General features: G+C 64.0%; 16 protein-coding genes. 11 read left to right on the top strand and 5 right to left on the bottom strand.

The annotated features are described in order from the left end of the window. Nucleotides 1–3: 3 nt before the first annotated feature. Both surE and serS read right to left on the bottom strand, forming a co-directional pair. Entirely contained in the window at nt 4–777 is a 774-nt protein-coding gene (gene surE / locus EKN06_RS03995; RefSeq protein WP_127611543.1) for a 5'/3'-nucleotidase SurE, read from the bottom strand. Further along, nucleotides 777–2,054, bottom strand: a complete 1,278-nt coding sequence (gene serS / locus EKN06_RS03990; protein WP_127611542.1) for a serine--tRNA ligase — start codon at nt 2,052–2,054, stop codon at nt 777–779. The genes surE and serS overlap by 1 nt, the downstream gene beginning before the upstream one ends. Before the next feature lie 138 nt (nt 2,055–2,192). On the opposite strand from serS, the gene EKN06_RS03985 reads away from it, so the two are divergent. Continuing rightward, entirely contained in the window at nt 2,193–3,470 is a 1,278-nt protein-coding gene (locus EKN06_RS03985) for a sulfotransferase family protein (RefSeq protein WP_240654586.1), read from the top strand. Between the two features lie 4 nt (nt 3,471–3,474). Here the strand turns inward: EKN06_RS03985 and EKN06_RS03980 are convergent, their stop codons facing one another. The 3 genes from EKN06_RS03980 to EKN06_RS03970 are packed head-to-tail and all read right to left on the bottom strand — an operon-like array spanning nt 3,475 to nt 10,310. After that, a complete protein-coding gene (locus tag EKN06_RS03980) occupies nt 3,475–4,347 on the bottom strand; it encodes a transglutaminase family protein (protein ID WP_127611541.1) in 873 nt (290 codons plus the stop codon). Nucleotides 4,348–4,351: 4 nt separating this feature from the next. Next, the gene (locus EKN06_RS03975; RefSeq protein ID WP_127611540.1) at nt 4,352–6,889 is read right to left on the bottom strand and encodes a circularly permuted type 2 ATP-grasp protein; all 2,538 of its coding nucleotides are present in this window, start codon (nt 6,887–6,889) and stop codon (nt 4,352–4,354) included. Nucleotides 6,890–6,899: 10 nt separating this feature from the next. Then, nucleotides 6,900–10,310, bottom strand: a complete 3,411-nt coding sequence (locus EKN06_RS03970; protein WP_127611539.1) for a transglutaminase family protein — start codon at nt 10,308–10,310, stop codon at nt 6,900–6,902. A gap of 153 nt (nt 10,311–10,463) precedes the next feature. Here EKN06_RS03970 and EKN06_RS03965 point away from each other — a divergent pair, with 153 nt between their 5' ends. The 10 genes from EKN06_RS03965 (at nt 10,464) to EKN06_RS03920 (ending at nt 25,324) form a co-directional block, all read left to right on the top strand. Beyond that, the gene (locus EKN06_RS03965; protein ID WP_127611538.1) at nt 10,464–11,342 is read left to right on the top strand and encodes a LysR family transcriptional regulator; all 879 of its coding nucleotides are present in this window, start codon (nt 10,464–10,466) and stop codon (nt 11,340–11,342) included. 117 nt (nt 11,343–11,459) lie between these two features. Further along, nucleotides 11,460–12,629 carry an isovaleryl-CoA dehydrogenase gene (locus EKN06_RS03960; RefSeq protein WP_127611537.1) on the top strand — a complete coding sequence of 390 codons (1,170 nt, stop codon included), beginning with the start codon at nt 11,460–11,462 and terminating at the stop codon, nt 12,627–12,629. Next, nucleotides 12,629–14,230, top strand: a complete 1,602-nt coding sequence (locus EKN06_RS03955) for a carboxyl transferase domain-containing protein (RefSeq protein WP_127611536.1) — start codon at nt 12,629–12,631, stop codon at nt 14,228–14,230. The genes EKN06_RS03960 and EKN06_RS03955 overlap by 1 nt, the downstream gene beginning before the upstream one ends. A 5-nt stretch (nt 14,231–14,235) precedes the next feature. After that, nucleotides 14,236–16,164, top strand: a complete 1,929-nt coding sequence (locus EKN06_RS03950; protein ID WP_127611535.1) for an acetyl/propionyl/methylcrotonyl-CoA carboxylase subunit alpha — start codon at nt 14,236–14,238, stop codon at nt 16,162–16,164. A 199-nt stretch (nt 16,165–16,363) separates the two neighbouring features. Then, nucleotides 16,364–19,348, top strand: a complete 2,985-nt coding sequence (locus tag EKN06_RS03945; protein ID WP_127611534.1) for a TonB-dependent receptor — start codon at nt 16,364–16,366, stop codon at nt 19,346–19,348. A 239-nt stretch (nt 19,349–19,587) separates the two neighbouring features. Then, nucleotides 19,588–21,171, top strand: a complete 1,584-nt coding sequence (locus EKN06_RS03940; RefSeq protein WP_127611533.1) for a tryptophan halogenase family protein — start codon at nt 19,588–19,590, stop codon at nt 21,169–21,171. Then, nucleotides 21,168–21,884: a SapC family protein gene (locus tag EKN06_RS03935; RefSeq protein WP_127611532.1), complete on the top strand. Its 717-nt coding sequence runs from the start codon at nt 21,168–21,170 to the stop codon at nt 21,882–21,884. Before EKN06_RS03940 ends, EKN06_RS03935 begins: the two co-directional genes overlap by 4 nt. Beyond that, complete coding sequence (locus EKN06_RS03930; protein ID WP_127611531.1) at nt 21,877–22,896, top strand: cupin-like domain-containing protein; 1,020 nt, start codon at nt 21,877–21,879, stop codon at nt 22,894–22,896. Before EKN06_RS03935 ends, EKN06_RS03930 begins: the two co-directional genes overlap by 8 nt. Beyond that, a complete protein-coding gene (locus tag EKN06_RS03925; RefSeq protein ID WP_127611530.1) occupies nt 22,893–24,398 on the top strand; it encodes a tryptophan halogenase family protein in 1,506 nt (501 codons plus the stop codon). Before EKN06_RS03930 ends, EKN06_RS03925 begins: the two co-directional genes overlap by 4 nt. Then, nucleotides 24,398–25,324, top strand: coding sequence for a glycoside hydrolase family 16 protein (locus EKN06_RS03920; protein ID WP_127611529.1), 927 nt, complete (start codon nt 24,398–24,400; stop codon nt 25,322–25,324). Before EKN06_RS03925 ends, EKN06_RS03920 begins: the two co-directional genes overlap by 1 nt. The last annotated feature ends 14 nt before the right edge of the window (nt 25,325–25,338 follow it).

Genomic DNA, 25,338 nt, shown 5'->3' with positions numbered 1-25,338 from the left:
GGTTCAGCCCGCGTCCGGACCGTAACGGTCGGCCAGAAGTTCAAGCGATGGGTAATGCGTCAGGTCGAGCTGCAGTGGGGTGACCGCGATATAGCCGTCCTGCGTGATCTCGAGATCGGTTTCGTGGCCCGGCGTCTGGAGCACCGGCTCCAGCCCGAACCAGAAATAGGGGAAACCACGCGGGTCCATCCCTTCGACCAACGTCCCGCGTTCGTAATCGTGAAAACCCTGACGGACGACGCGAATGCCCTTTACTGCGTCGGCGGCAACGGCGGGAAAGTTGACGTTCACCAGCGTGCGCGGGGCGAACTGCATGTCGAGCAGCGGGCGCAGCACCTTGGCGCCCCAGCTTTCCGCCGCGTCGAACGACACGTCGTTGCCGGCGCCTTCGCGCGAATATATCTGGCTGAGCGCGATGGAGCGTACGCCCGCCAGCGCGCCTTCGAGCGCGGCCGATACGGTCCCCGAATAAGTTACGTCATCGCCCTGGTTCGCGCCGCGGTTGACGCCCGACAGGATCAGGTCGGGCTTTCCGGGCAGAACCTTGCGCAGCGCCATGGTGACGGAATCGGTGGGCGTGCCGGTGACCGAAAAGCGCCGTTCGTCATGCCGCCGCAGTCGCACCGGGCTGGTCAGCGTAAGCGAATGGCCTGCGCCCGACTGTTCTTCGGACGGGGCGACGATCCAGATGTCGTCCGACAGCTGCCGGGCAATCGCTTCCAGCACCTTGAGCCCGCTTGCATTGATCCCGTCGTCGTTGGTCAAAAGAATACGCATCAGGCAGCAGGCTCCAGTCTGTCGATCCCGCCCATGTAGGGTACCAGTGCGGACGGCAGGATGACAGACCCGTCGGCCTGCTGTCCATTTTCCAGCACTGCGACAAGCGTGCGCCCGACCGCAAGGCCTGAGCCATTGAGAGTGTGCACGAATTCGGTCTTTTTCGACCCTTCGGGCTTGAACCGCGCATTCATGCGCCGCGCCTGGAAATCGCCGCAGTTGGAGATGGAGCTGATCTCGCGAAACGTGTCCTGCCCCGGCAACCACACTTCGAGATCGTACGTCTTGCGCGCGGAAAAGCCCATGTCGCCCGTGCACAGCAGCACCTTGCGATAGGGCAGATCGAGCGCTTGCAGCACGGCCTCGGCCGCCGTGCACATGTCTTCGTGCATCTGCTCCGACTGGTCGGGCTCGGTGATGGCGACCAGTTCCACCTTGTCAAATTGATGCTGGCGGATCAGCCCGCGGGTATCCTTGCCCGCCGCACCCGCTTCGGACCGGAAGCAGGGGGTGAGCGCGGTCATCTTTATCGGCAGGGCATTGGGGCTAAGGATCCCTTCGCGCACCGCGTTGGTCAGGCTGACTTCGGCGGTGGGGATGAGCCACTTGTCATCGGTCGTCCGGAACAGGTCTTCAGCGAATTTCGGCAGCTGTCCGGTGCCGAAAAGCGCCTCGTCACGCACCAACAGCGGCGGCACGCATTCCACGAATCCGGCGGCAGTCTGCATGTCGAGCATCATCGCGCCCAATGCCCGGTTCAGCCGCGCCATCTGTCCGCGCATGAACACGAAGCGCGCGCCCGAAATCGCCGCCGCCGTTTCGAAATCGAGGCCGAGGGCAGGGGCGAAATCGGGGTGTTCGCGCGGGGTGAAATCGAATTCACGCGGCGTGCCCCAGCGCGATACCTCGACATTGTCGTTTTCGTCTGCGCCCATCGGCACGTCTTCGGCGGGAAGGTTGGGGAGCGCGGCAAGCGTATCTTCTTGCACTTGCGAAAGTCGCTTCTCCTCCGCCTCCAGCGCGGGCAGTGTTTCCTTCAGCGTTGCGACTTCGGCCTTCAGTGCCTCGGCGGTCGCGGTGTCGCCCTGACCCATTGCCATGCCGATGGCCTTCGACGCCTCGTTCCGGCGGGTCTGGCTTTCCTGCATTCTCGTCTGCACGGCGCGGCGATGCTCATCGATGGCGAGGATCGCGGACGCCGCCGGATCGGCCCCGCGGCGTGCAAGGGCAACGTCGAAAGCGGCGGGATCGGTGCGGATCAGTCGAATGTCGTGCATGGCGGTTCGCGCTATGGCGGCTCTCCCGCCGTCCTGTCCAGCGAAGATGCAGCCGGGAACCCACACCTTTTCCAAGGGTAGAAGCTAAATCGCCGCCTCCGCCACAGGGATGCGCGCCATCGCATCGGGGAACCGCCCTTGGAAGAAGCCTTCGTCCGCCCACCCAGCCGCACGCCATTCATCGGTGCGGCCAACCGCGGTTTTCGCTTGGCGCAGTCGTTCGGCGTGATGCGTCCCCGCGTGTTGGAGCGGGAAGCGCTGATGGACCGGGTGGCCGCGAAAACGGGACTGTCCGATTTCGGCGATCCCTGGTTCCACCGGTCCTATGACGCGCTGGTCGATGCGGTGAAGGCCGAAGCTCGGCTTAATCCCGCAGGCGAGTTCGTCGCCGAAATGCAGTTTGAAAAAGTTCTGACCGACCGCGCTCTGGCACAGCGCTGGTTTTCCGATCATCCCGAAATCCTGCAACGCGCCCTGCCGCGCCCGGTTATAGTGGTGGGGCCGATGCGTTCGGGCACGACACGGATGCACCGGCTGCTCGCCGCCGATAACCGGTTTCAGCACTTGCGCAGTTTCGAGACGATTTCGCCCGTCCCGCCACAGGATTTCCGGCGCGGCGACCGGAACGACGACCGCGTGACCATGGCACGCAAGATTCAGCGTATGGCGCGGCTGGCCAACCCACGCACGCTCGACATCCATCCCACCGGCCCGTGCGAGCCGGAAGAAGAGCTGGGCCTGCTGGTCAACAGTTTCTGGGGCATGAAGCACGAGGTGCAGTGGGCGATCCCGTCCTATGGCCGTTGGTGCGAGAATACCGACGCGCGCCCCGCCTATCGCCAGTTGGCACGTTTGCTGAAGCTGGTCAGCTGGTCGCAGCAGAAATCCAGCCTGAAGCCGTGGATCTTGAAGACGCCGCAATACATGCTCGATCTCGATGCCGTGCTGGACACGTTTCCCGACGCGCGGTTCATCTTTACCCACCGCGATCCCAAGGCGGTGGTCGGCAGTGCGGCCTCGCTCGCCTGGAACCAGACGATCCTCTATTCCGATCACGCCGATGCCCACGCACTTGGCCGCGAATGGCTGCGCAAGACCGAACAGCAGATAGCCCGCATGCGCCGCGCACGCGAAAGGATCGACCGGTCACGCATGATCGACGTGCATTTCGAGGATATGGACGGTGACTGGCAGGGCGTCATGCGCCGGATTTATGGGTTTCTGGGCATGGACGCCGAACCAGCGATGCCCGGTATGGGACGCTTCATATCCCGGTCGAGCGCGCTGAAACGCAAACCGCACCGTTACAGTCTCGGTGAATTCGGGATCGAAGAAGGTGAGGTGATGGAACGACTCGCCGATTACGTCCGGGCCTACGACATCAAGGTCGAGGACCCGGTGCGGCGCCGCGCCTGAGCGATCAGGACGCTTCGGCCACGTCGACCGAATAGTTCATCGTCTGAATGGCGGAGCCGGTGAACACCCCGTCGATCGGCGATACGTCGGCATAGTCGCGCCCCATTGCCACGACGACGTGGCTCTCCCGCGCAAGGCAGTCGTTGGTGGGGTCCAGCCCGATCCAGCCGATTTCGGGGCCGCACCACACCGCGACCCATGCATGCATCGCATCGACCCCGACCAGCCGCGCCATGCCCGGTGGCGGAAGCGTGCGCAGGTATCCGCTGATGTAGGATGCCGGAATGCCGTGTCCGCGCAGCGCGACGATCATGACATGGGCGAAATCCTGGCATACTCCGGACTTGCTGGCGAACGCTTCGGCAGGCGGGGTCTTACTGTCGGTGGAATCGGTGTCGTACTTGAAATCCGCGTGCACTTTCGAACACAGCGCACTGGCGGCTTCGAGCACCGGGCGCGATCCGTGCAGCAACGGCGCTGCCCAATCGGCGATTTCAACGTCGAGTGTCGCGATGCGCGAGCCGTAAAGATAGGGCGCAGGCGATTGCGGACCCAGCTGGCGCGTCAGCATCGCGGCGTCTCGGGTTTCATCGATGGTCGGGCTATTGTCGGGAAGCGCCGGCGGCGTCACTTTGATCAGCATCGTATTGTCGACCGTCACCTCCTGCACGCCGCCGCGAAAGGCGAGCGATGTGACGTTCACGACATAGGGCCCGAACCGGTCCTGTCGTTCGGTGGGGGTGGGCGTCACCTGCAGATTGTGTTCGAGTAGTTCCTGACCGGGCCAGATTACCGGCACCAGCCGCACGTTCAGCCGCGCGACGGGAACGCCGTTGCCGTAGGAAAGCCGGGTTTCGTGTCGAATGCGAAAGATCAACAGTCTATCCGAGGAACGGCGCGTCTGCGCCGTCGGGCGGCGTTTCGTGCAGGAAATAGCGATTGCCGATCTCGTCCGACAAATGCGCAAGCCCGCGCCTCCAGTGATCAAGCGTCGCTGGTTCCAGCGTTTCGGCATCGGCGGCCTCAAGCCATGCGCGCAGCGCGCGGGCGAGCCGCAGCGGCGCTTCGGTCAAGCCGTCTTCGCGTACCACGGGCAGCGCCTCGAGATGTTCGATCAGGCGGTCGACCTGAAACGCCAGCCCGCCCGGTTGTGCGGGATCGAGCAGCACCATGTCGAGCACCGGGGCGATATAGGGCATGGTGAGATAGCGACTGCGGTAGGCGGCCTGCGCATCGACGAGATCGAGCAGGGCGGCCAGATCCTCGGCGCTGGCGGTTCCCGGCACGAGTGCGCGGGTCGATTGCAGGATCATCGAGGCGCGTTCGAGCCGCATCCCCATCTGCTGAAAATGCCATGCGGGCCCCCGGCTCATAGTATCGGTCAGCATTCGGGCCAGCGATGCGAACCGTTCGACCAGAAGATCGCACGCCGCGCCAAGCGAATCGTCGTCGGAACCGCAGGCCGGTAGTGCGCGATTGACGATGCGCCAGATGTCGTGAGTCAGCCGGTCGCGCAGCAGCAGCGACAGCTGGCGGCTCGACGCCATTTGCGATGCGACCGATCCGGGCATCGACGCATCGGACAGAGCCGTCATCGCGGTCAGGTTGGGCGGGGGCAGGACGCCATTCGAAGGCAGCGCAACCGCGCCCAGCCTGTTCAGCAGTTGCGCGATGCGGCGGGCCGAAGTCGTGGTCCCTGTCGGTTGCAGCGCATTGCCGGTGGCGTGGCCCGTGTCGATCAGCACGCGAACCAGCCGCGTCACCTGATTGCCGCGTTCGGCATAGCGACCGAGCCAGAACAGGTTGTCGGCGGCCTGGCTCGGCAACACGCCCTGTTGCCGCCGGATTGTCGGCGGGCTGAGCGACGGCGGCGTCGTGGTTTGCGGCGTATCGACACGGTCGATGATGCAGACATCCGCCGACCGGTCGTTTTCGCCCATCAAAGCGGTGCGCAAAGATCCATCGTCCGAAACGCGGGCAAACCCGCCGGGCAAAAGCGTCCATTCCCCATCGCCGTCGCGGGCAAGGAACACCCGCATGGTAAAGCCGCGCGGTTCGATGCGCTGGCCGTTAAGGACGGGGGTGGTCGAGACCTTGACGATTTCCTGCCCCACGTAATCCATCGGGCGACGTTCTATCCCGGCCAACAAGGCCGCGCGTTCGGCGTCGTCCATGTCCGCGACGACACGTGACCGGCCATCGGGCAGACCCGCGACCGGTAAGCGGAAAGCGGAACTGACGACAAGTTCGTCGAGCCGCTTCAAGACCTGTTCCCGTTCAAACTTCTGGCCGCACCACCACGTCGCCGCGTTGGGCAACAGCAAGGCCGTGCCCATCTCTTTTCGGCACAGGGCAGGCAGGAAAGCCGACATCACTCGCGCTTCCACCACCCCGGCCCCGGGCCAGTTGGCCATGACGACGTCGCCGCTGGCGCAGGCCTTCATCAGGTTGGGCACGCCGATCCGCGAACGCGAATCAAACGCGAGCGGGTCGATGTCGCGGGTATTGATCCACCGCCACAGCGCATCGATGCGCTTCAGCCCAGCGATCGTGCGGACAAAAATGCGCCCATCGCGCTCGACCAGATCGCGCCCCTCGACCAGCGAAAAGCCCAGATGACGGGCAAGGTGCGCCTGTTCGGGATAGGATTGGTTGAACCGTCCCGGCGTCAGCAACCCGATGCGGGGATCGGCCCGATGACAGCTGGCCGCGATTCCAGCGCGCAGTTGGTTGAAGAAGTCCGTCATCCGGCGGGTGTTGATGTCGGCCAGCAACGATCCGGTCGCGCGCGACAGGGCGATCCGGTTTTCCAGCGTGTAACCGATGCCAGTCGGCAGACGCACCCGATCGGCCAGCACGCGCCACACGCCGCTGGGGCCGCGGGCAAGGTCGAAGGCGCAAATCTTGAGGTAATGGCCGCCCGAAGGCGTTAGGCCGACCATGCGGCGGGCGAAGTTCGGGCTGCCGGAAACGGCGGCGGCAGGCAGGTGGCCATCCGCGATCAGGCGCTGTTCGCCATAGATGTCGGCGACGATCGATTCGAGCAGCGTGGCGCGCTGCATCAGTCCCGTTTCGATCCTGGTCCATTCATCTGAACCCAACAGGATCGGCAGCGGCGAAAGCGGCCAGGCCCGTTCCTCCACATCGCCTGTCATGCGGAAGGCAAGGCCAAGATCGTCGACCTGCCGATCGACCCAGGCCTGAGCCCGTCCCAGCCCACCCGGCAGCCGTGCAAGGCCGGACGCGATCCTGCGCCACGCCCCCGCTACGTCATCGGGGGCCGCGGTATAAAGGTCTGCCCGCGGGTCGGCTGGCGCATATCCGGCCAGCGGATCGTGCAAAGGGTCCGCGCCGAACAAGTCCTGCGACTGGCCCTGCGAATGACTTTGCCCAGCGTAAGTCTGCGATTCCGAAGCCAACGCCGTGCCTTCAGTGCAATCCAGCCGGGCGGCGCAGGTCGAGCGTCATCGGAAATTCTCCCCCGTGTTCCGCCGCAGGGATTTCGACTTGCCCCGGCGTGTGCCCGTGGTCGACGAAGCGCGCCTTGCGGCGGCTCTCGGCCTCGTAGCTGTTGATCGGAACATCGTCATACGCGCGTCCGCCCGGGTGCGCCACATGATAGACGCATCCGCCCAGCGACCGGTTGTTCCAAGTATCGAACACGTCGAACGTTAGCGGAGCGTTCGCGCCGAGCAAGGGGTGGAGGCACGACACCGGCGCCCACGCCTTGTACCGCACGCCGCCGACCGCTTCGCCGGGACGTCCGGTGGGATGCATCGGGACCTGACGGCCGTTGCAACCGATCACGTGACGTCCGGGGACAAGGCCCCTGACCGAAACCTGCAACCGTTCGGTGCTGGAATCGACATAACGCACGGTGCCGCCGATCGCGCCGGTTTCGCCCAGCACGTTCCATGGTTCGAGCGCGTGGCTCACTTCGAGAACCACGCCGCCCGCTTCGATCGATCCGTGGACCGGGAAGCGGAACTGGCGCTGCGCTTCGAACCATTGCGGGTCGAAATCGTAGCCGGCGCGGCGCAAATCGGACAGGACCTCCATGAAGTCGGTCCACGCGAAATGCGGCAGCAGGAACCGGTCGTGGAGCGAGGTGCCCCAGCGAACGAGGCTGCCATCCTGCGGTTCGCGCCAGAACCATGCGAGCAATGCACGCAACAGCAACTGCTGCGCCACGCTCATCTTCGCGTCTGGCGGCATCTCGAACGCGCGGAATTCGACAAGGCCGAGCCGTCCGGTCGGTCCGTCACGCGAATAGAGCTTGTCGATGCAGATTTCGGTGCGGTGCGTGTTGCCCGTCACGTCGACCAGCATGTTGCGGAACAACAGGTCGACGATCCACGGGAACTTGGGCGGCTGGTCCGGTGGCGGAACCTGCGCCAGCGCGACTTCGAGTTCGTAAAGGCTGTCGTGCCGCGCTTCGTCGATGCGCGGCGCCTGGCTCGTGGGGCCGATGAACATGCCCGAAAACAGGTAGGACAGCGCCGGATGGCGTTGCCAGTACAACACGAAGCTTTTCAGCAGGTCGGGGCGGCGAATGAACGGGCTGTCGGGGAACGTCGCCCCGCCCATGACGAGATGGTTGCCGCCGCCCGTGCCGACGGAACGGCCATCGACCATGAACTTGTCCGCGGTCAGCCCGACTTCGCGCGCGTCTTCGTAAAGCCCTTCGGTCAGTTCGACCAGTTCGCGCCATGTCCCGGTGGGGTGGATGTTCACTTCGATCACACCGGGATCGGGCGTGACTTTCAACACCTGCACGCGCGGGTCAGGCGGGGGCGGGTAACCTTCGATCCGCACCGGCATCTGCAGGTGCTCGGCTACCGCCTCGATCTCTGCGACGAGTTCGAGAAAGTCTTCCATCTCTTCCAGCGGGGGGATGAAGATCGACAGGTATGTCCCGCGCGGTTCGACCGTCATCGCGGTGCGCACGGCACCGGCGATGATCTCCTGTTCCACCCGGTCCTGCTGGTTGCTGCCAGCGGTTTCGATCCGTTCGAACCGCTGATCGCCGCCGCCGGCCGTCATGCGTTCGGCATCGGACGTTGCCGCTTGCGCCGCTTGTTCACGATAATCGGCCAGCGGAGCGGCGGCATCGGTGGTCACGCGGGGGTGGATATAGGGGTATTCGGATTTTGGAATGTGGGGCAGCGAACCCAGCGGCAAACGATAACCAAGCGCGGAATCGCCCGGAACGGCGGTCAGCTTGCCCTTGCGGACCGACCATTGTTCCGATTTCCAGCGCGGGCCCTTTGCAGGCTGCGCATTCCAGTTCTGGGTCGGGCTTTTCGCGGATGGGTCCTTCAGCACTTCCGAACGCTGGATCGGCAGGACAAAGCCGACCGGGTTCGATAATCCGCGGGTGAAGGTGCGCACGATGCGTTCGCGTTCTTCGGGATCGTCGATTTTCGGATCGCCGGGGGTGACGTTGATCGGCAGTTCGCTTTCGCGCTCGATCCAACGTTCGGAATCTTCGTAGACCGGCTGGACAAATTCGCTTTCCACGCCAAGCTGCGCCGCGGCCTGGTACAGGAACCGGCCCGCCGCTTCTGCATCAAGCGTCGGTTCGGCGTTCTCGTCGGGGTCTTGGGCGATCAGGGCGGGGTTGGACCACAGCGGCTTGCCGTCCTTGCGCCAATAAAGCGTATAGCCCCAGCGCGGCAGGCTTTCGCCCGGATACCATTTGCCCTGTCCGTGGTGCAGCAGCGCGCCCGGCGCAAACCGTTCGCGCAGTTTACGGATCAGCTTGTCGGCATATTTCGCCTTGGTCGGGCCGACGGCATCGCCGTTCCATTCGCCAGCTTCGGGATCGTCGGCGGCGACGAAAGTCGGTTCTCCGCCCATGGTCAGGCGGCAATCCTGCGCGATCAGATCTTCGTCTACCTTGTCACCCAGCGCCAGCAGGGCTTCCCAGCGCGTGTCGGTAAACGGCTTGGTGATGCGCACCGCTTCGTGCACGCGGTCGACCCGCATGGCAAAATGGAAATCGACCTCAGCCGGTTCGGCAACGCCGCTGATCGGCGCGGCGGAGCGGTAATGCGGCGCGGCAGCAAGTGGTATGTGCCCTTCGCCCGCGAAGAGCCCCGATGTCGGGTCGAGCCCGATCCAGCCCGCGCCGGGGATGAACACCTCGCACCATGCATGCAGGTCGGTAAAGTCCGCCTCCGGCCCCTTTGGCCCGGTTACCGGTTCGACGTCGGCCTTCATCTGGATCAGATAGCCCGACACGAACCGCGCGGCATAGCCAAGGCGGCGCAACAGGTTCACCAGCAACCACCCGGTGTCGCGGCACGATCCGGTGCCGAGCGACAGCGTTTCTTCGGGCAGTTGCACGCCCGGTTCCATGCGGACGACGTAGCCGATCTTCTGTTCGAGCGCGTGGTTCACGGCGACGAGGAAATCGATCGTCCGGCCGGTCCAGTTGCGGAACTGGTCGACCAGCGCGTCGAACATCGGGCCCGCCGCCTCGACATCGAAATAGGCGGACAATTCCTCGCGCAGGTCCGGTTCATAGGTGAACGGGATCGCCTCGGCGCTTTCCTCGACAAAGAAATCGAAGGGATTGATGACCGTCATGTCCGCGATCAGGTCCACTTCGATCGAGAAGTGGGTCACCCGTTCGGGAAACACGATGCGCGCCAGCCAGTTTCCGTGCGGGTCCTGTTGCCAGTTCAGGAAGTGGCCCGCAGGCTCGATCTTCAGCGAATAGTTCGGGATCGCGGTCCGACTGTGCGGCGCCGGTCGCAATCGGACGACTTGCGCCCCCAGTTGGACCGGTCGGTCGTAGTGGTAACTCGTGGCGTGGTGCAGGGCGGCTCGGATCATCGCGGCCAGTAACGCACGGTTCGTGCTGCAATGCAACAAGACTTGCGCCAACTTGCGCGCGGCAAAGGGTTTTGTGACAGGCTACGGAGGCCGACAGAAGGGCGGCGGAATTGCGGATGATTTCCGGTCGGCATCGGCCTATAGGTTTTTTCTATGATCAAGCGTTCGCACATCCGCCAATTCCTCGCCGTGGTCGAAACCGGCAGCTTCACGCAGGCTGCCGGGCGGATCCGCGTGACGCAGCCGACGCTTTCGGCCGGGATCGCCGACCTGGAACGCATGGTCGGGTCGCGGCTGTTCGTGCGGGACCGGCGGCATGTGCGATTGACAGAGGCGGGCGGGCGCTTCCTGCCGCTGGCGCGCGAACTGGATCGCAATTTTCGGGCCGTCGACGGCTTTGGCGTGAAACAGGCGAGCGACTGGCCCGCGCTGAAACTGGGCGTGATCCGGTCGGTCGCCGCGCCGGTACTGGAAACCGTGGTTGCCGCGCTGGGTAAAGCTTTTTCGATCGAGATGGTCGAAGGATCGGATTCGGAACTGCGCGCCGCGTTGGCCAGCGGGCGTGTCGACATGATGCTTGGCCTATTGCGGCCAGAGGACAAGGACGACGGCGCGATCGCGTTGGTGACCGAACCCTATGTCATGTTCGTGCCCGATGCGCATTCGTTGGCAGCGGAAGAAAGCGTCGAACCGGAACGGCTGGCGTCCGAAATCATGATCGCGCGCCGTTCGTGCGAAATACTCGACCGGACCAGCGCGTTCTTTACCCGCCACCAGGTCCGGCCCCGATTTTCGCTGCGCAGCGAAAGCGAGGAACGCTGCATGGCGATGGTCGCGGCAGGACTTGGCATCACCACCGCACCGCTGTCGCATCGACGAGACGGCATCGTGCCGATCGGGGTGGTCGGCTACGATTTTGCCCGCACGCTTGGCCTGCGTTCCGATCCGGCTTGGTTGTCGGGAGAGCGTCGCGATGATTTGGCCCGGATCGCGGCTGAACTTGCGGAACGATTGGTTTGGGCGGACCGTTGAGCATTATGAAGTAGCATAGAGAATATCTATGACAGGATCGTCGCGGTTCCGATTTTATCTGCATCGACCGGTTCTGTACAACCGCCCGAAATCATAACTGGGTTTGGGAACGAAACGATGCGCGCCACTCCGGAATTCGACTTTGCCCTTGGCGAAAGCGCCACGATGATCCGCGACACGGTCGCTCGTTTTGCCGACGAACAGATCATGCCGCTGGCCGCGCGGATCGACCGTGACGACTGGTTCCCGCGCGACGAACTGTGGACGCAGATGGGCGAGCTTGGCCTCCACGGCATTACCGTGAGCGAGGAATTCGGCGGGCTGGGGCTCGGTTATCTAGACCACCTGATCGCGGTGGAGGAAGTGAGCCGCGCCAGCGCCTCGCTCGGCCTGTCGTACGGCGCGCATTCCAACCTTTGCGTCAATCAGATCAACCGCTGGGCGAGCGACGCGCAAAAGGCGAAGTTCCTGCCCAAGCTGGTCAGCGGCGAGCACGTCGGTTCCCTTGCGATGAGCGAGGCGGGTGCGGGCAGCGATGTCGTTTCGATGAAGATGCGCGCGGACAGGGCTGACGGCGGCTGGGTTTTGAACGGCACGAAGTTCTGGATCACCAACGCGCCCTATGCCGACACGCTGGTCGTCTATGGCAAGACCGACACCGATGCGGGGCCGAAAGGCATCACGACCTTCTTGATCGAAAAGGATTTTGACGGTTTTTCCATCGGTCAGAAGATCGAAAAGATGGGCATGCGCGGATCGCCGACGGCGGAGCTTGTGTTCGACGATTGTTTCGTGCCGGACGAAAACGTCATGGCCGGGGTCGGCGAAGGCGTGAAGGTGCTGATGAGCGGCCTCGACTACGAACGCGTGGTGCTGTCGGGCGTGCAATTGGGCATCATTCAGGCGTGCCTCGACGTCGTCATCCCCTATTTGCGCGAACGCAAACAGTTCGGGCGGCCCATCGGCGAATTCCAGCTGATGCAAGCGAAGGTCGCGGACATGTATGTCGGCCTGCAATCGGCGCGGGCCTATTCCTATGCCGTGGCCAAGGCTTGCGACGCGGGGCAAACCACGCGCTTCGACGCGGCGGGCGCGATCCTGCTGGCGAGCGAAAATGCCTTCCGTGCGGCGGGGGAGGCGGTGCAGGCGCTGGGCGGGGCGGGGTACACCACCGACTGGCCGGTCGAACGGTTCCTGCGCGATGCCAAGCTGCTCGACATCGGGGCGGGGACCAACGAAATCCGCCGGATGCTGATCGGGCGCGAACTGATGAAGGCACACAATTGATGAGCGGCCCTGTCCTGACATCGAAGCTCGACCTGTTTTCGCCAGAGGCGCAGGCGCGCCGCGCGCATAACATAGCGCTGGCCGCCGAACTGCGCGCCAAGGTGGCCGAGGCGGCGCTGGGCGGGGCGGACAACCATCGCGAACGCCATGTCGCGCGCGGCAAGCTGCTGGCGCGCGACCGCGTCGAACGCCTGCTCGATCCCTGCTCCCCGTTCCTTGAGATCGGGCAGCTCGCCGCCAACGGCATGTATGGCGGTGACGTGTCGGGCGCGGGCATCATCGCCGGGATCGGGCGCGTGTCCGGGCGGCAGGTGATGATCGCCGCCAACGACCCCACGGTGAAGGGCGGATCGTACTTTCCCATGACGGTGAAGAAGCACCTTCGCGCGCAGGAAATCGCCGAGGAAAATCGCCTGCCGTGCATCTACCTCGTCGACAGCGGCGGCGCGAACCTACCGTTTCAGGCCGAAGTCTTCCCCGACCGCGACCATTTCGGCCGCATATTCTATAACCAGGCGCGGATGAGCGGGATGGGCATTCCCCAGATCGCCTGTGTCATGGGTTCCTGCACCGCGGGCGGGGCCTATGTCCCGGCGATGAGCGACGAGACCGTGATCGTGCGAGAACAGGGCACGATCTTCCTTGCCGGACCGCCGCTGGTAAAGGCCGCGACGGGCGAGGAGATCAGCGCAGAGGATTTGGGCGGCGGCGACCTGCACACCCGCAAGTCGGGCGTGGCCGATCACTTGGCCGAAAATGACGAACACGCGCTGACCATCGTGCGCGATATCGTCAGCCATCTGGGTCACAACGCGGGCGCGACGCTGGACATGCAGGAACCGCGCGCGCCGAAATACGACGCCGACGATCTCTATGCCATCGTCCCCGACGACGTCCGCGCACCCTATGACGTGCACGAAGTGATCGCCCGCATCGTCGACGGCAGCGAGTTCCACGAGTTCAAGCCGCTTTACGGCAGCACGCTCGTCACCGGCTTCGCGCATATCCACGGCATGCCGGTCGCGATCCTCGCCAACAACGGCGTGCTGTTTTCGGAAAGTGCGCAAAAGGGCGCGCACTTCATCGAACTGGCGTGCCAGCGGCGCATTCCGTTGCTTTTCCTGCAGAACATTTCCGGCTTCATGGTCGGCGGCAAGTATGAGGCGGAAGGCATAGCCAAGCATGGCGCAAAGCTCGTGACGGCGGTTGCCACCGCGCAAGTGCCCAAGATCACCGTGCTGATCGGCGGCAGTTTCGGCGCCGGCAATTACGGCATGTCGGGCCGTGCCTATCAGCCGCGCTTCCTGTTTTCATGGCCCAACAGCCGGATCAGCGTCATGGGCGGCGAACAGGCGGCAAGCGTCCTTGCCACCGTCCACCGCGATGCCGACGAGTGGAGCGCAGAAGAGGCGGAGGCGTTCAAGGCCCCGATCCGCCAGAAGTACGAGGACGAGGGCAATCCCTATTATGCCACCGCGCGGATGTGGGATGACGGCGTGATCGACCCGGCGCAGACCCGCGACGTGCTCGGCCTTGCCTTTGCCGCGGCGCTGGAGGCTCCGATCCCGGACCGCGCGCCGTTCGGCGTTTTCAGGATGTAATGGCGATGATTAATTCCCTCCTTATCGCCAATCGCGGCGAAATCGCTTGCCGCATCATCCGCACCGCCCGCGCCATGGGCGTGCGCACCGTCGCGGTCTATTCCGACGCCGATGCGAAATCGCTGCACGTGCAGACGGCGGACGAGGCGGTGCATATCGGCCCGTCGCCCGCCGCCGAAAGCTACCTGATCGGCGAACGCATCATCGCCGCTGCCCAGGCGACCGGGGCGGAAGCGATCCATCCCGGCTACGGCTTCCTGTCCGAAAATGCGGCCTTTGCGCAGGCGGTGATTGATGCCGGGCTGGTCTGGGTCGGGCCGAAGCCGGCGTCGATCAACGCCATGGGCTTGAAGGACGCGGCGAAGGCGCTGATGGTTGCTGCGGGCGTTCCGGTGACGCCGGGCTATATGGGCGAGGATCAATCGGACGATCGGCTGAAGGCCGAAGCCGACAAGATCGGCTATCCCGTGCTGATCAAGGCGGTCGCGGGCGGCGGCGGCAAGGGGATGCGCAAGGTCGATGTCGAGGGCGAATTTCTCGCCGCGCTGGCATCCTGCCGCCGCGAGGCGAGCGCTTCGTTCGGCAACGACGTGGTACTGCTGGAAAAGTGGATTACATCGCCCCGGCATATCGAGGTGCAGGTTTTCGGCGATGCCCACGGCAATGTCGTCCACTTGTTCGAACGCGACTGTTCGTTGCAGCGCCGCCATCAAAAGGTGATCGAGGAAGCGCCCGCCCCCGGCATGGACGCCGCAACGCGAGAGGCGATCTGCGCCGCCGCGGTCAAGGCCGCACAGGCGGTCGATTACGAAGGCGCGGGCACCATCGAATTCATCGCCGACGCGAGTGAGGGCCTTCGCGCCGATCGCACGTGGTTCATGGAAATGAACACCCGCCTTCAGGTCGAACATCCGGTGACCGAAGAGATCACCGGCGTCGATCTGGTCGAATGGCAGCTTCGCGTTGCCAGCGGCGAGCCGATCCCGCTGCGGCAGGACCAGCTTGCCATTGACGGCCATGCCATCGAGGCTCGGCTCTATGCCGAAGATCCGTCGACCGGCTTCCTGCCCAGCACCGGGCGGCTGGAGCATCTGGCGTTCGGAGACGCGACCCGGATCGAAACCGGGGTCGAACAGGGTGGGCAGGTCTCCCCATTTTATGACCCGATGATCGCAAAGGTCGTTTGTCACGCCGACGACCGCGAAGAGGCGATCGACGGGCTGATGGGGGCGCTGTCGGATACCGAAGTCTGGCCGGTCCGGACCAATGCGGGCTTTCTGGTGCGCGCGCTCGACGCCGAAGATTTTCGGGCGGGGCATCTCGATACCGGCTTCATCGCCCGGCATGAGGACGAATTGGTCCCGACTGGCGTGGCGAGCGAGGCAATCTGGCATGTCGCGGCGCGGATCGCGGCGGATGAGGCCGGTGGCGGGGGCGATGTCGGACCAGCCGAACTGGCGGGATTTCGTCTCAACGCCCCGGCGCGCCGTTCGATCTGGCTTTCGCATCGCGGCGAAGGGCGTTCGATCGACATGGCAGAGGCGGAGGCGCAGTGCATCTCTGTCGACACCGATGAGGTCGAGATCGATGCCGCCACCGATACGCTGGCCACCGGATACGCCGATGGCGGGCAGGTCGTCGTGTTCGCAGAAGGCATGGCCTATGGTTTCGACACCGCCGCGCGTGGTTCCGGAATTGCAGCGGCGGGTGACGGCGCGATCCTTGCGCCGATGCCGGGCAAAGTGATCGCGGTCGACGTGGTCGAAGGACAACCCGTGGGGCAGGGCGACAGGCTGATGGTGCTGGAGGCCATGAAGATGGAACACGCCCTGTTGGCGCCGTTTGACGGAACGGTCCGCGACCTTGCCGCCGTCGTCGGCGGTCAGGTCGAAGTCGAAGCGATTTTGGTGCGGATCGAGCCCGTTTCCGAATGAAACGCAGGTCGGCGGACAACGTCTTCCCGTTTGCCGATTTCTTTCCCTACTAGTACGCTGGGATCGTTGCATTCGTTTGCAGAAATCTGACGACGGCGGTGAGTTGACAAGTTTGCTGGGAACGTTCACATGAACGTTCACAACGCAAATTCGGACGGATTCGGGCAAGACCGATTCGCCGCTGCAGGGGAGAGGACCGATGGCGCAAGTCAGTCAGCGCACACGTACCAAGACCGGTTTCGGACGATACTTGATCGGGGCATCGGCCCTGGCCATGGCCGCCGCACCGAACGTTGCATTCGCACAGGACGAACCTGTCGCGGGCAGCGAAGAAGACAACGTCATCCTCGTCACCGGCATCCGTGCGTCGTTGCAGGCCGCGGCCGACATCAAGCGCGACGCGCAGGGTGTCGTCGACGCGATCAGCGCTGAAGATATCGGCAAGTTCCCGGACACGAACCTGGCTGAATCGCTGCAGCGCATCACCGGCGTGTCGATCGACCGCAGCAGTGGCGAAGGTTCCACCGTCACGGTTCGCGGTTTCGGTCCCGAATTCAACCTTGTCTTGCTGAACGGACGCCAGATGCCGGCATCGGGTATCGGCACCGGCACCGAAGCGCCGAATTCGCGCAGCTTCGATTTCGCCAACCTCGCTTCCGAAGGCATTTCGGGCGTGCAGGTCTACAAGTCGGGCCGCGCTTCGCTGCCCACCGGCGGCATCGGCTCGGTCATCAACATCAGCACCCCGCGCCCGCTGGACAAGCCGGGCCTGCAGGGCAGCGTCGCCGCCAAGGCCGTGACCGACAACAGTTTCGGCGACCGCAAGGTTACCCCGGAACTGTCGGGCATCGTCAGCCAGACTTTTGCCGATGACACGATCGGCGTCCTCGTTTCCGCATCGTACCAGCGTCGCAAGGCGAGCCTTGCACAGTTCAATGCCGGCTGGCGCGAAGGTTATGTCGGTAACGAAAACAACTGGGGTTCGCTGCCCGTCGACGAAAACGACTGGCGCGGCAACTATGGCCGGACGGAAAATCGCCCGGGTCCGACCGACATTTATCAGGTCACGCAGAACGCCGGTTATGACTTCACCAACATCGACCGCAAGCGCCTGAACGGTCAGGCCGTGTTGCAGGTTCGCCCGATGGAAAACCTGACCGCGACGGCCGATTACACGTTCTCGCAGAACACCATCGATTCGCGCACCAACAGCATCGGCGTGTGGTTCAACCACGATCAGACCAGCAGCAGCTGGACCGACGGCCCGACGGCCGGACCGAACTTCTATTCGGAAGCATTTGGCCCCGGCAAGGATCTTGCCGTCACCGGCGCGGTTGCGGCCAATCGCAGCATCAACCATTCGTTTGGCGGCAACCTCGAATGGGAAGGCCCGGGCGGCCTTCGGATCGAGCTTGACGGTCACCACTCGACCGCGACGTCCAAGCCGACTTCGCCTTACGGCAGCAATATCGCCGTCGGCGCGGCCATCTTTGGCGTTCAGTCGCAGACGGTTGATTTCACCAGCGACATGCCGGTCATTTCGGTCGACATGTATCCGGGTTCGGAACTCGACGCGCGCAACATCCGCCCTGCCGGCAATGCCTTCCGCAACGCCTATATGCGCGATCGCATCAACGAACTGGCGCTGCACGGCGGTTACGATTTCGACGCGGCCTTCATCGAAAGCCTCGACTTCGGCGTGACCTACACCGACAACTCGGTGCGTTCGGCCTATGGCTTCATCCAGAACGACACCTGGGGCGGCACGCTGGCTGCGGACCAGACGCCCGACGACCTGTTCGAAAAGACGGATCTCGCCAGCCATCTTGCGGGCATGGAAGGTTCGAACGATCCGGCGATCATCCCGAACTATTTCCAGGTCGATACCGCCGGCCTCATCAGCCTGCTCGACCAGGAACTGGGGATCTGTTCGGGAACCGGCGGCGGCGCAGGCACCTGTCTTGCCGATTACACGATCGACCGTCGCGTTCGCGAAAAGACGATTGCGCCCTATATCCAGTCGCTGCACTCGTTCGACCTGATGGCCGACGAAGCGCATGTGCGGCTTGGCGTGCGGTATGAAGAAACGAAGATCAATTCTTCGGCTCTCGTCCCCACACCGGTCAGCACGGCATGGACCGGCGCGAACGAAATCGCGATCAACTATGCCGCTGGCGTCAGCCAATTCACCACGCTCAAGGGCAAATACGACAACTGGCTGCCCGCGATCGACTTTGACATGTCGCCGGTTCAGGACGTGAAGCTTCGCGCTTCGTACAGCCACACGATCACGCGTCCCAACTATGCACAGCTGCAGGGCGGCCTGACGCTGGCATCGCCCATCCGTCCCGGCGGCGGCAGCACGGCAGCCGCGGGTAACCCCGGCTTGCTGCCGTACAAGTCGAAGAACATCGATCTGTCGGCGGAATGGTACTACGGCCCGGCCAGCTACGTTTCGGCCGGCTATTTCCGCAAGAAGGTATCGAACTTCCCCGTCACCGGCGTTACGGAAGGCTCGCAGTTTAACCTGACCGACCCGAGCGCAGGCCTTGGCGCGGATCTCATCGCAGAAGCTCGTGCCGCACTACCTGCCGGTTCGACCTTCGACGAACAGCTCGATTACGTCACGGCGAACTATCCCGAGGTTATCGACCCCGTAACGGGCGGCATCCTTGGTCAGGCGAGCGATCCCACTGTCAACTTCCGTCTTTCGCAGCCTTTCAACGGTGACCGCACGGCGACGCTGGACGGTTGGGAATTCGCGATCCAGCACAACTTCTGGGAAACCGGCTTCGGCACGATCCTGAACTACACGATCGTCAACAGCGACACGTCGTACGATAACACCCTGCGCTATACCGAAACGCAGTTTGCGATCACCGGCGTCAGCGACAGTGCGAACGCGGTGCTGTTCTACGACAAGGGCCCGCTTCAGGCGCGTGTTGCCTATAACTGGCGCGAAGGGTTCCTCGCCGGCTTCGGTTCGGATCCCTACTACGTCGAAAGCTATGGCCAGTTCGATGCCAGCGCGAGCTACGAGTTCAAGGAAGGGCTCACGCTTTTTGCAGAAGGCATCAACATCACCAATGCCGACCGCAAGGGTCACATGCGCAGCGATCAGACCGTCTTCTTCGCGGCACCGGGCTATGCCCGTTACGCAGCGGGCGTGCGCATGAACTTCTGATCGGGCGAGGCCGCCACCGCGGGAGAGCGACCCCACGGCGGCGGCCCACGCCAGAGAGGCGCGGGGAAAAATCCGCGACATGCCCAAAACGCTTTTTTAGCGCGGCGGGCTTGATCCGGACCCGTGCAATGAACGAAGGTCGTCCGCGCTAGCCTCCCTCCAGCGCAGACGGCCTTCGTATTCATGGGCGATGCGCGAATGATCGGGTCGCTTAACGGTAGAGGACGGGACAAGGGACAATGGGCGGCACTGTCGATCATGTCGTGATCGCCGGCGGAGGAACAGCCGGATGGCTGGCCGCGTGCACGATCGCCGCACGCTCGGCCAAGGAGGTTGCCCGACCGATCGCCGTGACGCTGGTCGAAGCGCCCGACATCCCCACCATCGGCGTGGGAGAGGGGACGTGGCCCACAATACGGTCGACCCTTGCGGCCATCGGCATCGCCGAAGACGAATTCATCCTGGCTTGCGACGCATCCTTCAAACAGGGTTCGCGTTTTGACGGCTGGCGCAACGGCGGCGCCGGGGACAGCTACCTTCACCCCTTTACCGCCCCTGCCGGCGCCGTTCATCGCGCCGCCGTTGCCGCATGGCAGGCAAAGGGCGCGAACACCGGGCATGGCTTTGCCGACACGGTCACGGCTCAGACCGCTGTGTGCGCCCGCGATCTCGCCCCGCGCCAAACGGGTATGCCGGCTTATGCCGGAGCGCTGAACTATGCCTATCACCTCGACGCCGGAAAGCTGGTCGACCTCTTGCGCCGTCACGCGGTCGGAAAGCTTGGCGTCACGCATCTGAGCGCGCGGATCGACGGCGTCGAAAGGGCGGACAATGACGACATCGCGGCGTTGATGCTCGACAATGGCAAACGGTTGACCGGCGACCTGTTCATCGACTGCACTGGGATGCGTGGGCTGCTGATCGCCGGCGAAATGGGCGCGAGCTGGATCGACCGGTCCGATGTCCTGTTCAACGACCGTGCGCTGGCATCGCAAGTCGCCACCGCACCTGAAAGCGCCATCGCGTCGGTCACTGTCGGCACCGCTCACGACGCGGGATGGATCTGGGACATCGCCTTGCCGACACGGCGGGGAATCGGCTGCGTCTATTCCTCGCGCTTTTGCACCGACGATGCGGCGCTCGCCACGTTGTGCGATTATGTCGCGCGCGCCGTGCCGGGCGCGCCGCCGCCTGAACCGCGCCTGCTGCGGTTCGAAAGCGGGCACCGCGACCGGTTCTGGGTCGGCAATTGCCTCGCAATCGGTTTATCTGCGGGCTTCGTCGAACCTCTGGAGGCTTCGGCCATCGTCTTGATCGAATTGTCGCTGCGCGCGCTGATGGACGGGTTTCCGCACGACCGGGCGGAAATGGCCATCCACGCACGCCGCTTCGACAGCCTGTTCCGGTATCGCTGGGACCGGATCGTCGAATTCCTCAAGCTGCATTACGTCCTGTCGGACCGCACCGGCGCCTATTGGCAAGCGCACCGCGACAGCGTTCCCGCCGACCTTGCCGACATGTTGGCGTTGTGGCAGCGGAACGTGCCCGGGCCCGCCGATTTTCCGATGGTCGAAGAGATATTCCCCGCCGCGAGTTGGCAATACGTGCTGTACGGCATGGGTCAGGCGGTGCCGGATTTTGCCGGTCAGGGTCCGGCCAACAACGACCCCGCCCACAACGACCCCGCCCACAACGACTTCGCCGATGACGTTCACCGCCGCGCCCGCCAGCTTGCGGCCGCGCTGCCGACCAATCGTTCCTATCTCGATACCTTGCGCGGCGATCGCGCGCGTGTCGCCCAAGTCACGGGATCCCTTGCATGAGCCAGCACGCCGTTCTCGACAACAACACCCACCGCGATCTGCGCGTGCGGATCGAGCCCAATGCCGATCTGGGCGATGCGATCATGTCCTGCGTCACCGTGCCTGCCGAATTCCGGCAGGTCCAGGCGCATTTCCCCATCCTGTTCCACAAGAACCAGGCCAACGGCGCATTCAACGCGATCGCGCTGTTCGGGTTCGAGAATGGGGAGAACCTTTTTCTTGAAGGCGGCAAGTGGGACGCGCTCTATCGTCCGCTGGCGCTGTCGATCCAACCGTTCCTGATCGGCCGCAGCGCCGACGGCGACGGGCCGGGGCAAGTGCATATCGACATGGACCACGCCCGCACCGGCGATGCGAACGGCGTGCGCCTGTTCGACGAAGGCGGCCAGGCGACGCCTTATCTTGAGGATATCGCCAGCAGGCTCGGCCTCCTCGATGCGGGCTATCGCGCGTCCGAAGCTTTCTTTGCCGCGCTGCGCCAGCATGAGCTGCTCGAACCGCTGACGCTCGAGATCGAACTGGACGATGGCGCGAAACGCAGCCTTGTCGGCTTTCACATCATCGACGAAGAACGCCTGCGCGCGCTGGACGCGGCGACGCTGGGCGAATTGCACGAGGCCGGATACCTGATGCCGATCTTCATGGCGCTCGCGTCATTGTCGCACATCACCGAATTGGTGGCTCGCAAGAACCGCCGCGAAGCCCATGGCTGACGTGCTGTCCGCCCTGCCGTATGTCGAAGAGCGCGAGGTGGCCGATGCCGCCGCGCTCGACGCGATGCTGCGCGGGGCGGATCGGCCTTTTGTCTTGCGCGGACTGGCGCGCGACTGGCCGCTGGTGCAGGCCGGGCTGCGCTCTGCGGCAGAGGCGCGGCAGTACCTGTTGCAACATGCCGTAGAACGCCTCTTCGTCGTCTCCGTCGCTGCGCCCGAAACCGAAGGGCGGATGTTCTATGACGATGCGATGCAGATGAATTTCCGCACGTCGAAGGGCACATTGCCGACCATTTTCGCCAAGATCGACGAAGGCGAACGACAGGAGCAGAGCCCGGCGATCTACCTCGCCTCCATCGACGTGCACGAACACTTTCGCGGGCTTCACGATGCCAACCACATCGATCTTGGCAGCCGCGACGCGCTCGCCTCAATCTGGATCGGCACGAAGACGCGGATCGCCGCGCACAACGATTTTCCCGACAACCTGGCATGTTGCGCCGCGGGCCGCCGCCGGTTCACGCTGTTGCCGCCGGAACAGTTTCGCAATCTCTACTTAGGCCCGGTCGACAATACGCCGGCGGGCCGCGCCATTTCGATGGTCGATTTCGAAAACCCGGATTTCGCCGCCCACCCGCGTTTTCGCGACGCGATGGACCATGCGCAAGTGGCCGAACTGGAACCGGGTGACGCGCTGTTCATCCCGTCGATGTGGTGGCACCATGTGCAGGGGCTGGCTCCGTTCAACGTTCTGGTGAATTACTGGTGGCGCGACACGCCGCGCTTTCTTGGCCAGCCGCAGGATGCGCTGAACCACGCGATGATGACGATCCGCGATCTTCCGGCAAAGGACCGGAAGATCTGGCGCGACCTGTTCGACCATTACGTTTTCGACGCTGACGAAAGCGTCACCGCCCATATCCCCGAAAAGGCCCGCTCCGTGCTCGCTCCGCTGACCGCGGAAACCGCCGGACGCCTGCGCGCCTTCCTGTTGAGGACCCTCAGCCGATGAAGAACGACCCCGCCAAGCCGCTGCGCATCGTTGTCGCAGGGGGCGGCACCGCCGGATGGATGACTGCCGCAGCCCTGTCGCGCACATTGGGCCGCACGGCATCGGTAACGCTGGTGGAAAGCGACATGATCGGCACCGTGGGCGTGGGCGAAAGCACGATCCCGCCGCTGGTGAATTACCTGCGCCTGCTGAAAATCGCAGAGGCCGATTTCATGCGCGCCACCCACGCGACGTTCAAGCTGGGTATCCAGTTCGACAACTGGCGCGTGCCGGGCGAAAGCTATTTCCATTCCTTCGGCGCTGCGGGTCAGGATCACTGGGCCGCGGGATTCCAGCATTTCTGGATGGAGGGGAAGGAACGCGGCCACGACGCCCCCTATGACGATTACTGCATCGAACTGATCGCCGCGCGCGAAGGGAAGTTCGCGCACCTGCCCGACAACCGCATGAACTATGCATTCCAGCTCGACGCGACGGCATTCGCTCGCTTCCTTCGCGGCATTGCCGAAGGGGAAGGCACGACGCGGATCGAGGGGAAGATCGCGGACGTGAACCTTGACGGCGAAAGCGGCGACATCGCGGCCATCACGCTGGAAAACGGCACGCGGATCGAAGGGGACCTGTTCGTCGATTGCACCGGATTTCGCGCGCTGTTGATGGGGCAGGCGCTGCACATCGGGTACGACGACTGGACCCATTACCTGCCATGCGACAGCGCCATCGCGGTGCAGACCAGCAGCGTGCGCCCGCCCGTGCCCTATACCCGCGCGATGGCGCACGACGCAGGCTGGCAATGGCGCATTCCGCTGCAGCACCGGGTCGGCAACGGCATCGTTTATTGCAGCCGCTATCTCGATCATGACGCGGCCGAAGAACGCCTGCTCGGCAATATCGAGGGCGAGGCGACGACAAAGCCCAACCGCCTGCGGTTCACCACCGGCGCGCGGCGCAAGCAATGGCATCGCAACTGCGTCGCGGTCGGCCTGTCGTCGGGGTTCATGGAGCCGCTGGAATCGACCTCGATCCATCTTATCCAGCGGGCCGTGCTGCGCATTGCGCGGATGTTGCCCGCAGGGCGCGTGTCGCAGCGCGACGTCGACGAATTCAACCATCAGCAGTTGCTGGACATGGACCAGATCCGCGACTTCCTGATCCTGCATTACAAGGCCACCGATCGGCGCGATTCTCCGTTTTGGCGCCATTGCGCGGCGATGGAAATTCCCGACAGTCTGGATCACAAGATCGAGCTGTTCCGCGAAACCGGGCGCGTGTTCCGTAGCAGCGAGGAACTGTTCGCGGAAAATTCGTGGATACAGGTGATGATGGGTCAGGGCATCATGCCGCAAAGCCATCATCCCATTGCGGGCAAGCTTTCCGACGCGGAACTCGACCACTTGCTGCGTTCGTTGCGCGACAACATCGCCAAGACGGTGGCGACGCTGCCATCGCATGGCGATTACGTGACCCGTTATTGCGGCGCGCAGGCGGTGGAAGCGGCTTGATGCGATTTCTATTGTCGGGCCTCGTTCTGGCCCTCTCCGCCTGCGCCACCGTGCCCGAACCTGACCCAGCATGGTCGCTCGTCTGGTCCGACGAATTCGACGGTGAAGGGATCGATGGGGCGAAATGGGGCTTCGATGTCGACTGCTGGGGCGGCGGCAACAACGAACGCCAGTGCTATACAGACCGTCAGAAGAACGCTCGGGTCGAAGACAGCAAGCTCGTCATCGAAGCGCACCGCGAAACGCTGACCGGTCCGGCTTTGCCCGAAGATCAGCGCACAGCCGCCAACGCAGGCGACACTGCAACGAAGCCGTTCACTTCGGCCCGGCTGGTCAGCCGGGGCAAGGCGGCGTGGAAATACGCGCGGATCGAAGTGCGCGCCGAATTGCCGCAGGGGCAGGGTACCTGGCCCGCGATCTGGATGCTCCCCGAACGCAACACCTATGGCGCCTGGCCGCTTTCGGGCGAAATCGACGTGCTCGAGGCGGTCAATCTGGGCGTTGCGTGCACGGCGTGCCCCGATGGCATCGAAAGCACGATCCTGGGCACGCTTCATTTCGGGAACGCCCGGCCGGACAACAGGCACAAGGGTGAGGAAATGCCCTATCCGCCTGTCCTGTCGGGCTTTCACACATATGCTGTCGACTGGCGGCAGGACCGTATGGTCTGGACCGTCGACGGCAAAGTCTTTGCCACCCGCACCGCCGACGAATGGTTCACCGGCGCACGGCCCGACGATCCGTTCGCCCCGTTCGACCATCCGTTCCACTTGATCCTCAACCTCGCCATCGGCGGCGGGCTTCCCGAAGGACGCGGTACGGGCGGCGTGGACGACACCGAATTTCCCAAGCGGATGCGGATCGATTGGGTTCGCGTCTGGCAATGTGAGGCCGACCCCGCTACCGCGGCGGCCTGCGAACGTTAACCGGGGGGTATTGG

The organism is Croceicoccus ponticola, from assembly GCF_004004515.1.
Taxonomy (GTDB): Bacteria; Pseudomonadota; Alphaproteobacteria; order Sphingomonadales; family Sphingomonadaceae; genus Croceicoccus; species Croceicoccus ponticola.
Note: the sequence above shows the minus strand (reverse complement) of the source record. Positions and strands in the feature narration are given on the sequence as shown.

What these genes read in the sequence shown, in the direction of transcription:
- EKN06_RS03970 (WP_127611539.1), bottom strand. Translation starts at nt 10,310, where the DNA reads ATGATCCGAGCCGCCCTGCACCACGCCACGAGTTACCACTACGACCGA.
- EKN06_RS03940 (WP_127611533.1), top strand. Translation starts at nt 19,588, where the DNA reads ATGGGCGGCACTGTCGATCATGTCGTGATCGCCGGCGGAGGAACAGCC.
- surE (WP_127611543.1), bottom strand. Translation starts at nt 777, where the DNA reads ATGCGTATTCTTTTGACCAACGACGACGGGATCAATGCAAGCGGGCTC.
- EKN06_RS03965 (WP_127611538.1), top strand. Translation starts at nt 10,464, where the DNA reads ATGATCAAGCGTTCGCACATCCGCCAATTCCTCGCCGTGGTCGAAACC.
- EKN06_RS03945 (WP_127611534.1), top strand. Translation starts at nt 16,364, where the DNA reads ATGGCGCAAGTCAGTCAGCGCACACGTACCAAGACCGGTTTCGGACGA.
- EKN06_RS03920 (WP_127611529.1), top strand. Translation starts at nt 24,398, where the DNA reads ATGCGATTTCTATTGTCGGGCCTCGTTCTGGCCCTCTCCGCCTGCGCC.
- EKN06_RS03935 (WP_127611532.1), top strand. Translation starts at nt 21,168, where the DNA reads ATGAGCCAGCACGCCGTTCTCGACAACAACACCCACCGCGATCTGCGC.
- serS (WP_127611542.1), bottom strand. Translation starts at nt 2,054, where the DNA reads ATGCACGACATTCGACTGATCCGCACCGATCCCGCCGCTTTCGACGTT.
- EKN06_RS03925 (WP_127611530.1), top strand. Translation starts at nt 22,893, where the DNA reads ATGAAGAACGACCCCGCCAAGCCGCTGCGCATCGTTGTCGCAGGGGGC.
- EKN06_RS03930 (WP_127611531.1), top strand. Translation starts at nt 21,877, where the DNA reads ATGGCTGACGTGCTGTCCGCCCTGCCGTATGTCGAAGAGCGCGAGGTG.
- EKN06_RS03950 (WP_127611535.1), top strand. Translation starts at nt 14,236, where the DNA reads ATGATTAATTCCCTCCTTATCGCCAATCGCGGCGAAATCGCTTGCCGC.
- EKN06_RS03955 (WP_127611536.1), top strand. Translation starts at nt 12,629, where the DNA reads ATGAGCGGCCCTGTCCTGACATCGAAGCTCGACCTGTTTTCGCCAGAG.
- EKN06_RS03960 (WP_127611537.1), top strand. Translation starts at nt 11,460, where the DNA reads ATGCGCGCCACTCCGGAATTCGACTTTGCCCTTGGCGAAAGCGCCACG.